The 18791-nt window shown below is 33.7% G+C and carries 15 protein-coding genes; 8 read left to right on the top strand and 7 right to left on the bottom strand.

The features are described from left to right. Nucleotides 1-65: 65 nt before the first annotated feature. Nucleotides 66-644, bottom strand: coding sequence for an adenylate kinase (locus tag A0O34_RS03210; protein WP_066759467.1), 579 nt, complete (start codon nucleotides 642-644; stop codon nucleotides 66-68). Nucleotides 645-798: 154 nt separating this feature from the next. Then, complete coding sequence (gene hpt / locus A0O34_RS03205; RefSeq protein ID WP_066751064.1) at nucleotides 799-1353, bottom strand: hypoxanthine phosphoribosyltransferase; 555 nt, start codon at nucleotides 1351-1353, stop codon at nucleotides 799-801. 562 nt (nucleotides 1354-1915) lie between these two features. Here hpt and A0O34_RS03200 point away from each other — a divergent pair. After that, on the top strand, nucleotides 1916-3505 hold the full coding sequence (locus A0O34_RS03200; protein ID WP_066751061.1) for an ABC-F family ATP-binding cassette domain-containing protein: 1590 nt from the start codon (nucleotides 1916-1918) through the stop codon (nucleotides 3503-3505). Between the two features lie 68 nt (nucleotides 3506-3573). Here A0O34_RS03200 and A0O34_RS03195 read toward each other — a convergent pair whose 3' ends face one another. Both A0O34_RS03195 and A0O34_RS03190 read right to left on the bottom strand, forming a co-directional pair. Further along, nucleotides 3574-4509, bottom strand: a complete 936-nt coding sequence (locus A0O34_RS03195) for an alpha/beta fold hydrolase (protein WP_066759465.1) — start codon at nucleotides 4507-4509, stop codon at nucleotides 3574-3576. 162 nt (nucleotides 4510-4671) lie between these two features. Next, nucleotides 4672-5766, bottom strand: a complete 1095-nt coding sequence (locus tag A0O34_RS03190; protein WP_066751058.1) for a hypothetical protein — start codon at nucleotides 5764-5766, stop codon at nucleotides 4672-4674. Between the two features lie 119 nt (nucleotides 5767-5885). Here A0O34_RS03190 and A0O34_RS03185 point away from each other — a divergent pair, with 119 nt between their 5' ends. After that, nucleotides 5886-7172, top strand: coding sequence for an adenylosuccinate synthase (locus tag A0O34_RS03185; RefSeq protein ID WP_066751055.1), 1287 nt, complete (start codon nucleotides 5886-5888; stop codon nucleotides 7170-7172). 288 nt (nucleotides 7173-7460) lie between these two features. Here the strand turns inward: A0O34_RS03185 and A0O34_RS03180 are convergent, their stop codons facing one another. The 3 genes from A0O34_RS03180 to A0O34_RS03170 form a co-directional block, all read right to left on the bottom strand. Next, on the bottom strand, nucleotides 7461-8294 hold the full coding sequence (locus tag A0O34_RS03180; RefSeq protein ID WP_066751053.1) for an N-acetylmuramidase domain-containing protein: 834 nt from the start codon (nucleotides 8292-8294) through the stop codon (nucleotides 7461-7463). Nucleotides 8295-8544: 250 nt separating this feature from the next. Beyond that, nucleotides 8545-10395 carry a hypothetical protein gene (locus A0O34_RS03175; RefSeq protein ID WP_157885937.1) on the bottom strand — a complete coding sequence of 617 codons (1851 nt, stop codon included), beginning with the start codon at nucleotides 10393-10395 and terminating at the stop codon, nucleotides 8545-8547. Nucleotides 10396-10612: 217 nt separating this feature from the next. Beyond that, nucleotides 10613-12214 carry a hypothetical protein gene (locus A0O34_RS03170; protein ID WP_066751046.1) on the bottom strand — a complete coding sequence of 534 codons (1602 nt, stop codon included), beginning with the start codon at nucleotides 12212-12214 and terminating at the stop codon, nucleotides 10613-10615. A 387-nt stretch (nucleotides 12215-12601) separates the two neighbouring features. Here A0O34_RS03170 and A0O34_RS03165 point away from each other — a divergent pair, with 387 nt between their 5' ends. From A0O34_RS03165 to lepB, 6 genes are all read left to right on the top strand, one after another. Further along, complete coding sequence (locus A0O34_RS03165) at nucleotides 12602-13438, top strand: hypothetical protein (protein WP_066751033.1); 837 nt, start codon at nucleotides 12602-12604, stop codon at nucleotides 13436-13438. Nucleotides 13439-13753: 315 nt separating this feature from the next. Then, on the top strand, nucleotides 13754-14527 hold the full coding sequence (locus A0O34_RS03160; protein WP_066751030.1) for a ParA family protein: 774 nt from the start codon (nucleotides 13754-13756) through the stop codon (nucleotides 14525-14527). 40 nt (nucleotides 14528-14567) lie between these two features. Then, nucleotides 14568-15458 carry a ParB/RepB/Spo0J family partition protein gene (locus A0O34_RS03155; protein WP_066751027.1) on the top strand — a complete coding sequence of 297 codons (891 nt, stop codon included), beginning with the start codon at nucleotides 14568-14570 and terminating at the stop codon, nucleotides 15456-15458. After that, nucleotides 15459-16097 (top strand): DUF5683 domain-containing protein, encoded by a 639-nt coding sequence (locus A0O34_RS03150; protein ID WP_066751024.1) that lies wholly within the window; start codon nucleotides 15459-15461, stop codon nucleotides 16095-16097. A gap of 187 nt (nucleotides 16098-16284) precedes the next feature. Next, on the top strand, nucleotides 16285-16986 hold the full coding sequence (dapB, locus tag A0O34_RS03145; RefSeq protein WP_066751022.1) for a 4-hydroxy-tetrahydrodipicolinate reductase: 702 nt from the start codon (nucleotides 16285-16287) through the stop codon (nucleotides 16984-16986). A gap of 112 nt (nucleotides 16987-17098) precedes the next feature. Then, entirely contained in the window at nucleotides 17099-18757 is a 1659-nt protein-coding gene (lepB, locus tag A0O34_RS03140) for a signal peptidase I (protein WP_066751020.1), read from the top strand. The last annotated feature ends 34 nt before the right edge of the window (nucleotides 18758-18791 follow it).

Genomic DNA, 18791 nt, shown 5'->3' with positions numbered 1-18791 from the left:
TAGGCTTCAGGGATTAGGGAATAGATTTGAGCAATGCTAAATCCGAATCCCTAAATTCTAAATCCTTATTTTATTTTTTCTACTTCAGCAAAGAGCTTTTCAGAGATTTCGTTGATCTCGCCAACTCCGTTTACCTCTACATATTTTCCTTGCTGCTTATACAATTCAGCTACTTCAGCTGTTTTTGCATAATATTCTTTAATTCTGTTTTCGATGATCTCTACATTGCTGTCATCGGTTCTTCCACTTGTTTCGCCTCTTTTCAGCAATCTTTCAACCAAAATAGTATCTTCTACGATTAATGAAAGACAAATGTTAACCTGATTGTTTAATTCGTCTTTAACGATATTTTCCAAAGCTTCTGTCTGTGCAACAGTTCTTGGATAACCGTCGAAAATAAATCCGTTTGTGTCGGTCGGTTTTCTCAATTCATCAATCAGCATATCTGTCGTTACCTGATCCGGAACCAATTCTCCTTTATCAATGTAAGATTTAGCTAATTTCCCAAGTTCAGTGTCGTTTTTCATGTTGAATCTGAAAAGGTCGCCTGTTGAGATTTGTTTTAAATTAAATTTCTCGATCAGATTCTGAGCTTGAGTTCCTTTTCCACTTCCTGGAGGGCCGAACAGAACAATGTTTATCATAATGTTGAAGCGCTTTTGGCAGTTTGCAATTGGCTTTTGGCTTTTACCATTAGCATATTTGCTTTTAGCCTTTAGCATTTTTAAGTTATTATTAAATTTATTTCTTTATTTTACTTTTTTAGGCTAAAAGCTATCAGCTAATAGCCAACAGCGTTTAATGGTTGATTTGTCCGTCAGATAATTGATATAAATTCGGAAGGTTTCTTCCTAATTCATCATAATCTAAACCATAACCAAGAACAAATTTGTTCGGAATCTCTTTTCCGATATAATCTAATTTGAAATCTTTTTTATAAACTTCCGGTTTCAATAAGAAAGAAGCGATTTTTACAGATTTTGGACGCTGCGTTTCGCTAAAATATTTGAAAAGGCTTTCAACCGTATTTCCTGTGTCTACGATGTCCTCTACAAGGATGATGTGACGGTCTTTTACATCTTTCGTTAATTCCATTTTCTGGTAAACGATTCCTGTAGATTCTGTTCCTGCGTAAGAACTCATTTGGATGAAAGCAATCTCGCATTCACCGGGATAATGCTTCAAAAGGTCTGAGAAGAACATGATAACTCCGTTCAAAACACCAATGAAAACAGGAACTTCGTCCTTGTAATCTTCATAAATTTTTAAAGCTGTTGCTTTTACGATCTCCTGAATTTCGGCGTCCTCCAGATAAGGAACAAAAGTTTTGTCGTGAACTTTAATACTTTCCATAAAATTTTTAGTAGTTTGCAAAGTTACGGATTTTTGATGAAAGTTTTTAGCGTTTAAGACTAAGAGTGTTTTAAGCTTTAAGAGTTGATGATTTTATACTGTAATGTTATTTTGAGCGAATAAAAAACGTGGTGAAGAATCTGTTTTGCAGTATTTTTCATAATGATTTTCCAATCTCTTTGTCATCCTGAAAGGATCTAAACAACATTTTTAGAATTGTAATATGGAAAGATTCATGTCTAGATCCTTTCAGGATGACAAACTTTCTGAATGTTTCGAGATGCTGAAATGACGACAAATACCCTAGCCCCGATTGAGTGAAAATCCTTTTTTGAAAAAAAAGATTGTAACGGAAAGCGGGAAATAGCTCCTGAAAATAAGTAATGAATAATGGGCAATGAGTAATAGAAAACTGTTTAAAATAAAAGAATATTTTAAAAATTATTATCTTTGCAACATACAAAACCCAAAACAAGAGACATGTAGGATGTAATTTCTTTCAGATTTAATTGAACAATAACGAAAATGTTATTGAAGTTTAACCTTAATTAAGAAAGAAATCATGCTTTTTCTACACAATATATCTTTTGGGTTTCCTGCGGGGAATCTGCTTTTTAATTCTATTAACTTAACGATACAATCACACACAAAATCGGCTTTGGTCGGAAGTAACGGCATGGGGAAATCTACCTTACTGAAAATTATTGCGAATGAAATTGAACCTTTGGAAGGGAGCGTCAATATTCAGGGTGATATTTTCTATGTTCCGCAGATGTTTGGAAATTTTAATCATTTGACGGTTGCGGAATGCTTAAAAATCGACAAAAAATTACATGCACTTCAAAAAATAACGAATGGGGAAGTGGATGAAATGTATTTTGAGACTTTAAATGACGATTGGGATATTGAAGAACGCTCTCAAATCGCTTTACAACATTGGAAGCTTGAAAATTTAGATTTAAATCAAACACTAGAAAGCCTGAGTGGCGGACAAAAAACTAAGGTTTTTCTTGCCGGAATTCAGATCAATCAGCCTGAAATTATTTTATTGGATGAACCAACGAATCATCTCGATTTGGAAGGTAGAAATCTGTTGTATGAGCTTATTGAAAAGACAAATTCGACGGTTGTAATTGTCAGTCACGACCGAACTTTACTGAATTTGGTTGATACGATTTTTGAATTGAGCAATCAGGGAATTTCGACCTACGGCGGAAATTATGATTTTTATGCAGAACAAAAAGAAATTGAAATCGAGGCGTTGCAAAACGATATTCATTCGAAAGAACGTGCTTTGAAAAAAGCAAAAGAAAAGGAGCGTGAAACTTTGGAACGAAAGCAAAAACTCGATGCACGAGGAAAAGGAAAGCAGGAAAAATTGGGTGTGGCGAGAATTATGATGAATACTTTGAGGAATAATGCTGAGAAAAATTCTTCAAAATTGAAAAGTATTCACGCTGAAAAAATCAATGATATTTCGGGTAATTTGCGGGATTTGCGATCGTCTGTTAGAAATGCGGATCAGATGAAAGTGAATTTTAATGATTCAGAGCTGCATTCTGGAAAGATTTTGATTTCGGCTGAAGAAATTAACTTTAAATATAATGAAGAAAATTTTTGGCAGGAAAATCTCAATTTTGAAATTAGAAGCGGAGATAGAATTTCTATCAAAGGTTCGAACGGTTCGGGAAAAACGACTTTGATAAAGCTTTTGCTGGGAGATTTGAAATCGCCTGTCGGGAAAATTTCGAAGTCGGATTTTAATTCTATTTATATTGATCAGGAATATTCTTTGATTGATCGAGATTCAACGATTTACGATTTTGCTCAAAAATTCAACGATAACGCGTTACAAGAATCTGAAGTGAAAACGTTGTTATCAAGATTTTTATTCGGAAAAGAAACCTGGGATAAAATAGGTGGTGTTCTGAGTGGCGGTGAACGTCTGCGACTTCTTCTGTGCGGACTTTCCATCAGCAATAAAGCTCCTGATATGATTATTCTCGATGAACCAACGAATAATTTAGACCTTCAAAATGTAGAAATTCTAACCAATTCTATTAAAGATTATCATGGAACTTTGTTAGTGATTTCCCATGATGAGATTTTTTTGAATGAAATTGGAATTGATAATGAGATTGTTTTAGGATAATCACAAAATTAATATATTTATTGTCGTTCCTTGGTGGCTTCGAGAACCTTAGTCACCAGGGAATTGCATTATAAATGCTTCAAAATCCATTGATAAATATCATTCAGAATATCTTCTCTCATGTCTTCATTCAATATTTCATGTCGCATTTGAGCATGCAGTTTTACATTTACATCTTTAAAACCGTCAATCCTTAAATTCTCAACAGTCTGTGTAACTCCTTTTCCAAAATCGCCTATGGGATCATTCTGTCCGCTAATAAATAGAAAAGGGAAGGACTTCGGAATGGTTTGTGCCCAATTTCTTGCCGTCGCTTTTTTATAAATACCGAATAACGCATAAAACGCATTATTGGTGAAGGGAATACCACAAAGTTCATCCTGAGAAAAAGCATCTCTGTTGGCGGGATTCAGACTAAGCCAGCTTGTGTCATTGAAATTTTTGTCTTTTTTGAATTTCTGATTATTGACAATCGTAAAAAGATTATTGAAAAAAGTGCGTTTGTAAGGTGCTATTCTATTGACTAACGAAAAATAAGCTGTCACTAAATTAATCCCTGTCAAAGCTCCTCCCGTTCCCGTAATAATTGCCCCCGAAAATTGATTACCCATTCTTTGCAGCAAACAACGCGTAATAAAAGAACCCATTGAATGTCCAAGAATAAAATGAGGAACATCCGGATATTGATGCATCAAGTGTTTACTCATCTTTTCTGAATCTGTAATCAATCTTTCATCCGGATTATTAAGTTGAAAGAAACCAATATCTTTTTTGTGTTTTACCGATTTTCCGTGCCCTAAATGATCATAAGTCAATACAGCGAATCCTCGATTGGCAAAATACTCCGCAATTTCCGAATATCTGCCACTGTGTTCCTGCATACCGTGAACGATTTGTAAGGTCGCTTTTACAGGAATTGTTTCAGGATAGAATAAAGTGTAAAAGAGTTGGGTTTGATCGTTTGTGGTTGCAGGTAGGTGTCCTGATTTTTGTAGTGATTTCATGGTTGGGATTGTCATTTGGTATTTTGGAGGATGATTAAAGATATGTTTTTTGCAAACTCTAAACCTAACAGGTTTTTAAAACCTGTTAGGTTTGTTTCATAATTATTTGTCATTCTGCAGTAATCTAAGCCAATGAAAGGTTTCTGCGGGATGATTTCTTTCTTAATTTTTCAATAAATATCTTAGATATTTATATGAGGAGTAATATTCAATATCATTATGTAGGCTTCTTTCCATATGCTCTAGTTCAACTAAAACTTCACTATTATTACATTTAGATTTTAAAAGAGAACTGAAAAAATTAAAATCAGGAAAATTTCTTTTTGTAGAAAGTTTACCCAATTCATAATGATAACTGACATCTTCTTTATTTGGCCTTTTTGTTATTGGAATTATTGGAAATTCTATTTCTGAGAAATTACTTTCTTTTTTACTTGTGAATATATCAATATCATCTTTAGTGTAAAATATATATTCTTTTAAACTTGAATGAAAATTTTCAATAAAATACCGATATCTTTCATGTTCATGAGTTTTAGAATAGATTATTTTTAATGATTCAGCATCGTAAATGAAATCTGATTCTAAAAACTTTTCAAAATATGCTGAGATTATTTTAAGAAGAGTTTCAAAGTCTTGTACTAGAATGTTTTCTTCCAAGACTTCTATTTGTTTTTTGAATTTTATTAATATACTTTCTAACTTTTTAATTATTAAATCAAAATATGTATCTAGAAAATTTATATGGCGTTTTATAACATCATCGGTCTTAATATTAACTTTTTCAAAACTATAATTATTATCTATATGATATCTTAAATATTCGATTTCATCATCTTTAGAATGGTAACTGAATAAAGCTGACGAAATGAATTTACCATTAATTTTCCTAATTGGATGACCAATAAGTTCATTTCTTATATCTCTATTTTTTGAATAATTAATGTCGTTTTTTAAATCGCTTTTATTCTTATTGCAATTAAAAATATAAAGTAATTCTTCTACAAAATCTTGTTGGACGTATATTGCTTGTAAAAAACTTATGTAAAAGGAAAATTTTGTTGAGTTAGCTGAATTTTTTGGAATATTAGAAATTAAAGAGAATGTATCATGGAAATAGCCCAAAATGTCACCAAAGTAATTTGTTTTAATTTCATCAGTGAACTTGATTTTATTGTTACAAAATTTATATTCAAGGATGAAATTATTCCAAATATCAGATATCTTATCTAGTTTTTCAATTGTATTATTTTCCATTATGCTAAATATAAATGATTTTTATTAAAATTAAACTCTCAAAAATAAAATTCACCACAAATTTGGTCACCCTATTTTTTAAAAGTAATTTTGCATGAATCTAAAAACAAAAGTAAAATATGTCAACTTACGTAGTTGTAGGTCTTCAGTATGGAGATGAAGGTAAAGGAAAAATCACGGATGTTTTATCTGCAAAATCGGATTATGTTGTTCGTTTCCAAGGGGGAGACAACGCAGGTCACACGGTTTATGTGGGTGAGGAGAAATTTGTTTTGCACCTTCTTCCTTCAGGAGTTTTGCAGTGTAAAGGTAAATGTATCATTGCCAATGGAGTAGTGGTAAATCCTAAATCTTTCATTAGAGAAGTAGGCCAGATCGAAAGCAAAGGCCTTAGAACAGACCACATTTTTATCAGCAGAAGAGCGCATGTGATCATGCCTTACCACATCCTTTTGGATACTTACCGTGAAGAAGAGCACGGAGGAACTCAGATCGGAACTACTAAAAAAGGAATCGGGCCATGTTATGAAGATAAGATCGCAAGAATCGGTATCAGAATGGTAGACCTTTTAAATCCTGAAATTTTAAGAGATAAAATTGAGAAAAACTTAAAAGTTAAAAACTCTCTTTTCGAAAAATATTACGGAAAACCTACATTAGACGTTGAAGAAATTTACAACGAATTTTTAGAGATAGGAAAACAACTTCAAGACAGAATCGTTGATACAGAGGTTGAATTGAACGAAGCTATCAGAGATGGTAAAAACGTTTTATTCGAAGGAGCTCAGGCGTTGATGCTAGACATCGACTTCGGAACATATCCTTACGTAACTTCATCTTCTCCATCTACAGGAGGTGTTTGTACAGGAGCTGGTGTTCCGCCAACTTCACTTAAAAACCTGATCGGTGTTGCTAAAGCATATTGTACAAGAGTAGGAAACGGACCTTTCCCTTCTGAATTGGACAATGAATTAGGAGAAAGCATCAGACAAATCGGAGGTGAGTTTGGAGCTACGACAGGAAGACCAAGAAGAACAGGTTGGTTAGACCTTGTTTCTTTAAAGCATGCTTGTATGATCAACGGAATCAATAACTTAGTAATTACTAAATTAGACGTTCTTACAGGAATTGAAAACCTTAAAATCGTAACTCATTATAAAACTGAAGACGGAAAAATCATCGATTATTTCACTTCTTCAACAGAAAAATTATACAACTACGAGCCGATCTACCAAGATCTACCGGGTTGGAACGAAGATCTTACACAAGTAAGAAGCTACGACGAACTTCCGGACAACGCTCAGAAATACATCGAGTTTATCGAGAAGTATTTAGGAATCAATGTTTACTTAGTTTCAGTAGGACCTGAAAGAAGTCAAAACATCATCAGAAAAGAATTATTCTAAGGAATATTTTCAAATAAATAAAAAGAGACTGTCAATTTTGATAGTCTCTTTTTTTTGTTATAATAATTGGTGGCTTCGAGAACCTCAGCCACCAGTTGTCGCGCAAGTTTGTAAAGTCGGTGGCTAAGGTTCTCGAAGCCACCGACTTCATAATTAAAGATCTCCCACAAATTTCACAAATACAACAAACACAATCATATGTGAAAATCTGTGAAATCCGTGGGAGAAAAAGTCATTCAACGCAAAGGGAACTTTAAAAATCAATGCGTTAAAATATAAATTGGTTAATCAGTTTTTAGAATATTTGGCATAAGCTTTCGCTAGTTTTTCATCATATTTATTCAGTTTATAACCTCCGCCATTATAACCTTTTGCAAAATTTGCCCAGCTTTTATTTCTCAAATGAGTTAAAAGTCCATTTTTTTCAAGAAATTTTCCGAAAGCTTTCAAATGTTCGCCTTCATTAATTTCCATTTTAGATACGAAGTCAGCAGTATCGACATATCCGAGATTTTTCGCGTGAAAACCCATAATTTGGAAACTTCCCCAAGAAGCAGAAGACAGCGCCGCATCTTTGAATTTCGGATCGTTTCCTAAAGTCATTGCTTCATTCAGTCTGTCGTATTCTTTCACGCCGCCTTGATAGTAGATTTTTGTCCATTTTGGATATAAAACATCTTTGTGATTGGCGTTGTAAAAAGTATTTGGATCAATTCCTCTTTTTTTTAATTCGTTCCAGAAAATATGACCTTCAAATAAAATTTTAGGCTTATTATTAATTAAAAATCCTTTTCCGCTGCTTTCGATTTCGTTAACGGCTTTTACGGCTGCCAATTCAAGATCGTATTGATTAGCAAAAGTAATCAAGTCACTTTCTTTCAAAAATTTATCAGCTGAATTTGTCGGAGCCGGAGCCGAATTTTTCTGAAGCAAAACCGTCCACGTTTTCATTCCGACAATTCCGTCCACGACTAAAGAATTTTTTCGTTGAAAATCTTTCACTGCAGCATCAACTTCAAGAGAAAAAGAATCTGAAATTTTGATGTTATATCCTTGTTTATAAAGAAGTTCACAAAGTGTAGTGACTTCCGGTGATTTTGTGTAATATTTTAAAAGTTTCATGGCTGTTAGTTTTTTAGTTATAAATGATAAACATAATCGGTGTATTTTATCGACATAGGAAGCTGTAGCGTTAAGAAAATAAATTCTGTGAACGTTAAGAAAATTCTACTGTTTGAGCGCGAGACAAATTCAGAATCGAAAATCAATTTCAAATTCGCGCGAGTTTTAGAATCTTTAGAGAACAGACTTTATTTTTAGCGAAAGATTCCAAGTCTTGAATTTTTGATTCTTTTGTTTCAAGACAAAAGAATTAGTTTATAGGTACTTTTGGCATTCTCTCACAAATCATCCCAATTAAAAAGTATGATTTAAATTTCACTTCCTCTCTTTGAAGTTTGTAGTCTAAATTCAGAGGATTGACGTTTACGACGCTAAAATTTTGTTGCAAAACAGCGTAATCATCAACTCTCAGTTCAATGCTGTATTCTCCGATCGGAATCATTTGGTTGATCATTCCGATTTCGTTGGTTTCTATCTCGAAGATCCTGTTGTTATTCGTTCCTTTGATGGAAATGGCGCATTTATAAATTGGATCATTGTTTATTTTATCAAAAACCCTGAACTGTACCATTGCGGAAGTTGGCTGAACCTGAATTGGAACTCTTATCGGAACAAAAATTCCGGGAACTCGTATTGGCGTGGCGACAATCGGAGTGATGGGTTTTACTGGAGCCACGGGCTGAACGGGAGTGACAATATTTGGAGTAGGAGTGATTGGTCTTAAATTTCGAACGCCACCTAAAGCACTCATATTTATTCTATTATTGAAAGCTGTATTTGGATTCATTTTTGGAACTTCGGTCACTGTTTCAAGGACAGGTTTTGAAGTGAATTCCATTGTGGATATTTTTGCGTTTTCTGGGTTATCAGTTTTTCTTGATAAGGTATTGAGTTGGTCAGATTTTATGGTTCTGACGTTCGTTACGGCTTTCAGGAATTTCTGATTGTTATTTTTATTAACAAAAAGCTGTTGTTTCATGATCAAAGGACCGAAATAAATCAGTTGATTAGGATTATTTACCGTATCATTCGTGATGGATGGATCTAAAATTATTTTTAAATTTTTAATCAACATCATAGTTTTAGGAAATGCAGGAAGCTTAAAATCATTGGAAATGGTTTGTCCGTCGGATATTTTTTTAGCTTCATTCCATTGAAAAAGAGTAGACATCATGAAGTTTTTGTTGAACCAGTTTCTTTTTAAATGAACAAAAGAATATTCAAGTTCTACGGCCAGAATCACACTTTCATCATAATCAATGGTAAGAATTTCTGATGGAAGATTTTCATTAGCATTTTTCGCTTCGGAATGTAAATTATCAAGCTCGGATTTTTCAATTCTCATGCTGTTCCAACCTGATTCATTTTCCATAAAATCATATGGAATAAAATTAATATCATGAATAGAAGAGTTGCTGATTACATCCGTTTTTTCTGCTGCAGTAAAAGTGTTTTTTGCATTTTGAGCCATTGCAACATACAGATCTGCTTCGGAAGTTTTATTGATCTTTTCAAGTTCTTTTTCAATAAGATCTTTGAAGCCTTTTACTTTCCATTCAGAAAATGCAAGCTCTTTTATATTATTGAGATTAAGTAATTGGTCGTTCCAGTTCTTTTTTTCTTCATCGGTGTCTAAGCTGTCGAATATTTCCAAATGAGCAGTGATTTTGTCGACCGCTGTTTCATGGTTGGTTAAATATTTTTTATAGGCTTTAAATTCTTTAGTGTCATTATTTTTGGCATCATATAATATAATGCTTTTGCTTTCCACAATTTTATCTAAATTTTCCTCAATATTTTTCAGGTTACTCTTGTCCAGAATATCTCTGTAAATATCAAATAAAGAATTATTCGGATTCAGATCCCAGAAATTTGAAGAAATTGGTACAGAATTCAGTTCATAAGCCACATTTTGTTTTTTAATGATAGAAAGCGATTTTTTCTGATCATCATTCAGTAGACTTTGAGGTTTTAATAATTCCAGTTCTTCGTTTTCATATACTCTCAGAGAAGGGCAGATCATTGGCAGATCATTCTCCATCGAGCTTTGAGACGTGTAAATGTTTCTAAGCTTTTGATAGACGGCAACAAAGTATTTCATGGTAAGTAGTTTTTGGTTATTAGGTGTTTTTGATTGGTTTTAAATCTAAAAAATAGTAAGTTCTTTGCTGAGTGAAACGCCTTTGCGAACGAAAATCAACAGTGAGTTTTTCAAAAAAATCTTTGCGAACTTTGCGTTAAAAAATTATCAACAATCAAAAATTTTATAAATAACCGACAGAAAAAAGCTTCTGCCGGCTATTCTATTGAGAAGGATATTATGATTTACCGTCTGTCCAAACTTTGATATCCGGGTTTGGATTTGGAGATTTTGGAACTACATGACATTTGTATCCGATAATATAGATACCGTTTGACTGTAGTTTTTTACCGCTCCATTTTGCATCAGTTTGAGAATTTTGATTTTCGTAATTATGGCTTCCACCGAATACGAATGGTCCGATTCCTACTGCCGCTCCAGAACTTATTTTTGTGCTTGCAGCTTTATAAGCAGTGCTGTTTTCACTGAAATCCAGCATTACATCTCTTGCGATGATCAATTCTGTAACGATCATTGGCATTAAACCTTTTCCTTTACCATCACTGATGATGTCTCCGTTTAATGATTGTGGAGAAGTTTCGTGAAGTTTCCAGTATTTTGATTCTACAAATTCTTCGCTGAACCATCCTCTTTCCACTCTTACTTTTCCAAGTTTAAATGAAATTTTAAGGTTGCTGAAATCCGTATTCATCGATGTTCTTGTCGTATTTCCGCTGTTTCTCGCACCAATACTGAATAATCCCATGCTGAATCCTGCACCCGCGCTCCAGTTGTGAATTGTTTTAGAATAATCGCTGTGCGCACTTCCTTCATACATTGAAATCGTTGGCCAGTTTTTAGATTCTTTCAAAGCGTTTGCTGAGATTGGAATTGATGGAGAATAATTAATATAATCAATCACTCTTGTTCTCTGGCTGTTTCTGAATTCTGACTGAAGACGTTTTTTGATGACCAACATATGTTTTTCTTCAATTTCGCTCAGATAATTCTGAATTCTTTCAACAGCTTCTTTGTAACCTAGAGATTGCCATGCTTTTAATGCTGCATCTTCTCTTTTTTTCATGTTTTTACCATCGATAGATATAGTTGCCATTGCATCCGGATCTCCGTTGTCAGAATCGATTCTTATTGAATTATTCGTGTCAACAATATCGTAATATTTCATTTGATACTCGATATATTTTGAATACATCGGAGCAACAAAAGTTTGGTGTAATTCTGGCTTGTTTAAATCATCAACAGGAGCATTTTCATCAAAATCAGGATTTTTTATTACTTTGATTTTGAAAAGTTTGTCTCTTAGTTTTTCAAGATTTTTTTCAACTTTCGGATCCATTGGTGTATCAACTACAACAGACCATTGCATCAAATCTTCATACACTTTGGAAACTCTTTTTGAAGAATCATTGAAAATAGTAATCTCTCTTCCGTTTCCGCTTGATGTAAGTGGTGGTAATTGAGAAGGAATGGCGTCTACCATTGCAGAAAACTGTTCCATTTGAAGATATTTACGGAACTTACTGTCTTTCATTGCATTTTGGAATTCTTCTAAATTTGTTTTAGGATTTCCGTTAGCATCTAAAATTGGTTTTCCTGTTCCGTCCAATAATGGTTTTGGAGCCGGGGCATTTCCGAATAAACCGTTTAATGCATAATCAAAAGTGTCTTCTGTTAACGTAAGTCCGATTGGGTCGAATGCGATAAAGTCATTTGGACCGATTGAATCCGGATCTCCACCGTTGGTTACAGAATCGTAAACTTGTTTTAAAAGCATGCTCATTAATGAGTTTGATCTAGCTTCTTGGGTTAAAGTTGGCATAATTATTAGTTTTTAAATTTTTTTTGCTTACTCTTTTCGGTTTTCAGCATTCCCCGATTTCTTATGGTACAAATGTATTTCGGGTTGAGAAAGAAAGTCTCAGTATTTTTCCGATTTTGGGAGTGTGGTTTTTACTATTTTTTAGTTTACGTTGAATTTTTTGAATTAAAATGAAATTATCATTGAAAAATAAAAATCTTATACCTCTTATTTTTAGACTGTTATTATTTTTAGCATAGTTAAATTTTAAGATTGTTATAAAAATTTTTAAAATGTTACAGTTTTAACAATTTTTTGGCAAATTTTTTGATATTGAAACAATGCTTATCGATAAGAGCTACTAAAACTAATAATCACCTTATATTAACAGTTTAAATATTTTAAGTGATGAAACACCTAAACACTAATCAGGAATTTCGCTTTAACGAGATCCTATTCGAGCATCGTAACAAAGAATATGGTGCTTATGCTTTAAGAAATGAATCAGACAGAATACTAACCAAAGCGCTTTTTATAGGAGTGAGTTTGTTGGCTGCGATTTCAATTACACCTATAGTTATTAATGCATTTAAAACTCCTGATGTATCTGATACAGGAGGTTATGTATTACCTCCACCAGTTTATATTGCTGAAACTGAAGATCCGCCAGCAACTGTTTTACCGCCTAAAGCTACACCTCCGCCAAGTGTAAAACAATTTGATAATACTGTTCCTACTCCAACTAAAAATGCAGTTGAACCTAAAAAAGAGGAGATTCCAACTGACGCTGTTGCTGGTTTTAAAAATGATTTTAAAGCTGAGCCAGCTAAACCAGATAGTTATACACCAATAGCTCCGCCTATTAATCCAGGAACTATACCATCTGTAAAGCCAGAGCCAGTTGTTCCTGTAAAAGATCCTAATGAAATTGTTGGGTCAGGTGGTTTAAGTGTTGAAGCAGCTTTTGAAGGTGGAATTAATACTTTCAGAAATAAAGTAATAAGCAACTTTGACGGTTCGGGATTTGAAAATGAAGATGTAATGAAAACTACCATTACTTTCATCGTAGAAACAAATGGAACTATCTCAGGAATTAAAGCTGATGGTAAAGATGCTAATTTTAATAGCGAAGCTATCAGAACTATTAAATCTATCAGAGGAAAATGGGTACCTGGGAAAAATAAACAAGGTGAATCAGTAAGAAGTTATTTCAAATTTCCAATCTCAATGAAGTTTGATAATTAATATAATTATCCACAATTTGATATAATTTAAAAATCTTTGTGAACTTTGCTGAGTAGAGTGCCTTTGCGAATCTTAAAAGCGTTAAGTATTCTAGAAACCTTTGTGTGTTTTGCGTTAAAAATAAAATTATTATTAAAAGCAGGCATTCAAAATTTTAAATACAAATCTTGATAGTTATCCACAAAAAGCTAATTTTTGTGGATAATTTTTTTTATACTTAAAATGCTTGTTAACAATATTTTAACTCAATTTTAGTTTTCTCCATTCATTAATAGCAAAGAAAAAAGTGTATTTTTGAGGCTTAAAGTTCTAATAATGGCAAAAATCATAGGTATCGCTAATCAAAAAGGAGGAGTTGGAAAAACTACAACAGCTGTAAATTTAGCCGCAGCATTAGGGGTATTAGAAAAGAAAATATTAATCATTGATGCTGATCCTCAGGCTAATGCAACATCCGGTTTAGGAGTGGATGACGTTCAGTATTCTACATATAACTTGCTGGAGCACAGTGTTGATACAAGAACATGTATCAAAAGAACAGCTACACCAAACCTGGATATTGTTCCTTCTCACATCGACTTGGTTGCTGCGGAGATCGAATTGGTAGACAAAGTAAATCGTGAGTACATGCTTAAAAAAGCATTGCAAAGTGTAAGAGATGATTACGATTATATTATCATTGATTGCGCACCGAGTTTAGGTTTGATCACTGTGAATGCACTTACAGCAGCAGATTCTGTAATTATCCCGATTCAATGTGAGTATTTTGCTTTGGAAGGATTAGGAAAATTATTGAATACGATTAAAAATGTTCAGAAAATCCATAACAAAGATTTAGATATCGAAGGTTTGCTTTTAACAATGTATGACAGCAGATTGAGATTGTCTAATCAGGTTGTAGAAGAGGTGAATCTGCATTTCCCTGAAATGGTTTTTGAAACAATCATCAGCAGAAACGTAAGATTGAGTGAAGCACCAAGTTTCGGAGAAAGTATCTTAAATTATGATGCCGAAAGTAAAGGAGCGATCCAATACATTCAGTTGGCAGAAGAGGTTTTATTGAAGAACGAGAATTTAGTTAAGAATTAAAAAAGGCTTAAAGCCAAAAGCTTAAAGCTTAAAGCATAATATGAAGGACAAAAAAAGAGCTATGGGACGTGGTTTGGGAGCAATTTTAAGTGCAGAATCCAAGGCTATGGTCAATTCTGCTACTGATGAGGGAGCAGATAAGTTTGTAGGAAGTATCGTAGAAGTATCGATTGAAGATATTTATCCGAACCCGACTCAACCAAGAACTTATTTTGATGAAAAGGCATTAAACGAACTCGCGCAGTCTATTAAAAACTTAGGCGTAATTCAACCAATTACGTTAAGAAAAGATGGCGAAAAGTTCGAAATTATATCTGGGGAAAGACGTTTCAGAGCAAGTAAACTTGCGGGATTAACTTCTATTCCGTCTTATATTCGTTTAGTAAACGATCAGGAGCTTCTTGAGATGGCTCTTGTTGAAAATATCCAAAGAGAAGATCTTGATGCGATTGAAATTGCATTAACGTATCAGAGATTGATGGACGAAATCGGTCTTACTCAGGAAAATTTAAGCCAAAGAGTAGGAAAGGACAGAAGTACTATTACCAACTCTATCAGATTGTTAAGGTTAAATCCGGACATTCAGAATGCTATCAGAAGTGGTGAGATTTCTGCAGGTCACGGTAGAGCGATCATCAGTCTTGAAAATGAAGAAGATCAGCAGACTTTATTTAATTTAATTATTAAAGAAAAACTGAATGTTCGTCAGACTGAACAGGCTGCTGCTGCATTGAAAAATCCAAAATCACCGGCTGCCAAAAAAGCAACGATTGAGCTTTCAAATAATTATAAGAGAGTACAAAAAACGATTGCTGATATTTTAGAAGTAAAAGTGGAGATCAAAGCCTCCGGAAATGGTAAAAAAGGTAAAATTGTTCTGGATTTCAAAAATGAAGACGAGCTGGAATATATTTTATCTCATATTAAATAAATGAAGAAATTATTTTTCACTTTTTTCTTGTGTCTATTTGCTATCGCCTATTCACAAGTAAATCCTAACGATACTATTCGGGTAGAACACCATCCGAAAGACAGTATCTCTGCTGCAAAGCCAGCAAAATCTGAAGCTAAAATAGTTGCAGATCTTGAAGGTGCGAGCGGGCCAACCAAAAAAACATTAAAATTGAATCCTACAAGAGCGGGATTGTATTCTGCTGTTTTGCCGGGATTAGGTCAGTTTTACAATAAAAAATATTGGAAAGTTCCTATCGTTTGGGGAGCTGTTGGAGCAGGTGTCGGAATTGCAATGTGGAACGACAAGCAATACAAAAAGTACCGAGAATACTACATCGCCAAACTGAACGGAACTCCAAATGAGTTTGTAGACAGTCATCCGTGGCTCGATAAAGTTGCATTTGGAAATGCACAGGATAAATCAAAAAGACAAAGAGATTACGCCATCGCAATTACAGGATTGATTTATATTCTGAATATTGTTGATGCTGTGGTAGACGCACATCTTTATGAAAGCCGTCACGACCCGGATTTGACTTTTACTCCTGCAGTTATTCAGGATCAGTATGGTATCAATCCTCCAAAAACAGGATTGAGTTTAAGTTATAGATTTTAAAAAAAATATTATTTTAACCATTAAGATTTTTATTAAGGAGTTAAGAATATTAAGTTTAGCGTTGCTTTAAGCATTAAAAATCAATTTGATTTTCTTAATTAAACTTAATTTCTTAAATGTTCTTAATGTTTCAAATAAATAAAAATGCAAACTTTTTGCATTAAATTATAAGATTAAATAAAAGTACATGAAAATAGCATTAGTTGGATACGGCAAAATGGGCAAGATCATTGATGAAATTGCTACAAAAAGAGGTCATGAAGTAGTTGCCAGATTAAAAGAAACTCCAACTGCTGAAAACCTTAATAATCCAGATGTTGTTATCGAATTTTCTTTGCCGGAAGTAGCTTATAATAATATTAAATCTTGTCTTGAAAACCAAATTCCGGTGATTAGCGGAACTACTGGTTGGCTGGAGAAAAAAGAAGAAATTGAAAAAATTGCTGTTGAAAATAATACGGCATTCTTATATGGCTCAAATTTCAGTTTAGGAGTGAATTTATTTTTTGCTTTAAACGAAAAGTTGGCTGATTTAATGAAAAATGTTGATGAATATTCTTGTCAGTTAGAAGAAATTCATCACGTTCACAAGCTGGATGCACCAAGTGGAACTGCGATTTCTATTGCAGAAGGTATTTTTAAACACAACCCGAAATTTAACGCATGGAAACTGGAAGAAACTCAAGGAGATCAATTGGGTATTTTTGCTGTGCGTGAAGATGAAGTTCCGGGAACTCACAGTGTTTTTTACAGAAGTGAGGTTGATGAAATTGAGATCAAACATACGGCATTCAACAGAAACGGTTTTGCATTAGGCGCTGTTGTTGCTGCAGAATGGATCAAAGATAAAAAAGGAAATTTTACAATGAAAGATGTTTTAGGACTTTAATTTTGTAACAAATTCCCTACATTGTAAACTAATTAGAGAATGATCAGAAGGGCTTTTATTACCTATTGTTCATTATCAATTACTCAAATTATAGATTAGGCAAGAAAAATTTATGAATTATTTTTTAACTTATACAGTATACGTCCTCATTTTATCTGTATTAATGGGACTTTCAACTTGGAAACTGTTCAAGAAATTAGGGTATAGTCCGCTTTTTGCGTTTATCCCTTTTTATAACTATTTCATTATTTTAAAAGAAACAAAACATCCGAAATGGTGGGCTCTTTTGTCGTATTTACCGATCGTTGGCCCGATCATGATGTCTGTTTTTCATATTTATTTAATGAAAAAATTTGGAAAAAGCCTTTTCCAGAATCAGTTGCTTACGGTGATCCTTCCATTTATTTACATGGCAAGTGTAAACTACTCAAAAGATGTAGAGTTAGAAGATGAAAACGAATTATTCTTAACAGACGAAGAAAAAAATGCAAAGAAAAAAGACTCTTTCATGGGTTCTATTACGTTTGCGGTGGTTTTTGCTACAATTATTCACTCTTTTGTAACGCAACCTTTCGGGATTCCTACAGGATCTATGGAAAGAACGTTATTGGTGGGAGATTTCCTTTTCGTAAATAAATGGAGCTATGGTTACAGGCTTCCAATGCGTCCTTTGGCAATACCTTTCTTACAGGGAACTATTTTTGATTCTGGTGAAAAAGGAAATCCTAAAGACGACCCAAAATCTTATGTTGATGGAGTAAAACTTCCTTATGAGAGAGTATTTCAGTTTAGCAAACCTCAGAGAAATGATGTAGTTGTTTTCAACTATCCTCAGGATTCTGTACATACAGCGATCGACAGAAAAGATCCTTATGTAAAAAGATGCGTTGCTGCTGCTGGTGATGTTTTTGAAATGAGAGGTGGAAGACTTTTCGTTAACAATAAACCGGAAGTTGTTCTTGGAGATCAGGAAGTTCAGCACGGATATACTGTAAACACAGGATCTCAGTTAGATATCCCAAGTCTTTACAATACCTATGGATTTTTGCCTGTAAGAGAAATGCAGACAGATAAAGGATTTATGTATGCTTTTCAGGGATTAACTGATAAAACGGCTGCAGAGATCAAAGCTCTTCCGAATGTGATCGACATGACGGAGAACATGTATCCAAAAGATTCTGCAACAATTTCATATAAATTAAATGCTGATAAAACGGCATACACAAAAAGTATTGACACTACACAATCTATTTTCCCTGTTAACAAACCTTGGAACCAAGATTGGTATGGCCCGGTTAGAATTCCTAAGAAAGGTGATGTTGTGGCAATCAATAAAGAAACTTTACCGATGTATCAGTGGATCATTTCTGAATATGAACATAATAATTTAGAAAAGAAAAACGATAAAATTTTCATCAACGGAAAAGAAGTGAGTCAGTATACGATCAAACAGGATTATTTTATGATGATAGGAGACAACAGAGATGCTTCTTTGGATGCTAGATTCTTTGGTTTCGTTCCTGAGGAAAATATCGTTGGGAAGCCAATATTTACATGGATGAGTGTTCAGGGAGCTTTTGCTGATGCTAGTTCTACGTATCAGGCTCCAAAAAAAGTTCGTTGGGAAAGAATGTTTAAAGCAACAAACACTGGTGAAGCTAACAAAACTTCATACTGGTGGGTTGCAGCGATGATTCTTATCTTGTTCTTTGGATGGGAATACTTCATGAAGTTATTCGGGAAAAAGAAAAAAACAGAAGAAGATTTATAGTTAAAATAAATTTAAAAATAAAATGAAGTATTTG

This window comes from Chryseobacterium glaciei (assembly GCF_001648155.1).
Taxonomy (GTDB): domain Bacteria; phylum Bacteroidota; class Bacteroidia; order Flavobacteriales; family Weeksellaceae; genus Chryseobacterium; species Chryseobacterium glaciei.
Note: the sequence above shows the minus strand (reverse complement) of the source record. Positions and strands in the feature narration are given on the sequence as shown.

What these genes read in the sequence shown, in the direction of transcription:
- A0O34_RS03210 (WP_066759467.1), bottom strand. Translation starts at nt 644, where the DNA reads ATGATAAACATTGTTCTGTTCGGCCCTCCAGGAAGTGGAAAAGGAACT.
- hpt (WP_066751064.1), bottom strand. Translation starts at nt 1,353, where the DNA reads ATGGAAAGTATTAAAGTTCACGACAAAACTTTTGTTCCTTATCTGGAG.
- A0O34_RS03200 (WP_066751061.1), top strand. Translation starts at nt 1,916, where the DNA reads ATGCTTTTTCTACACAATATATCTTTTGGGTTTCCTGCGGGGAATCTG.
- A0O34_RS03195 (WP_066759465.1), bottom strand. Translation starts at nt 4,509, where the DNA reads ATGAAATCACTACAAAAATCAGGACACCTACCTGCAACCACAAACGAT.
- A0O34_RS03190 (WP_066751058.1), bottom strand. Translation starts at nt 5,766, where the DNA reads ATGGAAAATAATACAATTGAAAAACTAGATAAGATATCTGATATTTGG.
- A0O34_RS03185 (WP_066751055.1), top strand. Translation starts at nt 5,886, where the DNA reads ATGTCAACTTACGTAGTTGTAGGTCTTCAGTATGGAGATGAAGGTAAA.
- A0O34_RS03180 (WP_066751053.1), bottom strand. Translation starts at nt 8,294, where the DNA reads ATGAAACTTTTAAAATATTACACAAAATCACCGGAAGTCACTACACTT.
- A0O34_RS03175 (WP_157885937.1), bottom strand. Translation starts at nt 10,395, where the DNA reads ATGAAATACTTTGTTGCCGTCTATCAAAAGCTTAGAAACATTTACACG.
- A0O34_RS03170 (WP_066751046.1), bottom strand. Translation starts at nt 12,214, where the DNA reads ATGCCAACTTTAACCCAAGAAGCTAGATCAAACTCATTAATGAGCATG.
- A0O34_RS03165 (WP_066751033.1), top strand. Translation starts at nt 12,602, where the DNA reads ATGAAACACCTAAACACTAATCAGGAATTTCGCTTTAACGAGATCCTA.
- A0O34_RS03160 (WP_066751030.1), top strand. Translation starts at nt 13,754, where the DNA reads ATGGCAAAAATCATAGGTATCGCTAATCAAAAAGGAGGAGTTGGAAAA.
- A0O34_RS03155 (WP_066751027.1), top strand. Translation starts at nt 14,568, where the DNA reads ATGAAGGACAAAAAAAGAGCTATGGGACGTGGTTTGGGAGCAATTTTA.
- A0O34_RS03150 (WP_066751024.1), top strand. Translation starts at nt 15,459, where the DNA reads ATGAAGAAATTATTTTTCACTTTTTTCTTGTGTCTATTTGCTATCGCC.
- dapB (WP_066751022.1), top strand. Translation starts at nt 16,285, where the DNA reads ATGAAAATAGCATTAGTTGGATACGGCAAAATGGGCAAGATCATTGAT.
- lepB (WP_066751020.1), top strand. Translation starts at nt 17,099, where the DNA reads ATGAATTATTTTTTAACTTATACAGTATACGTCCTCATTTTATCTGTA.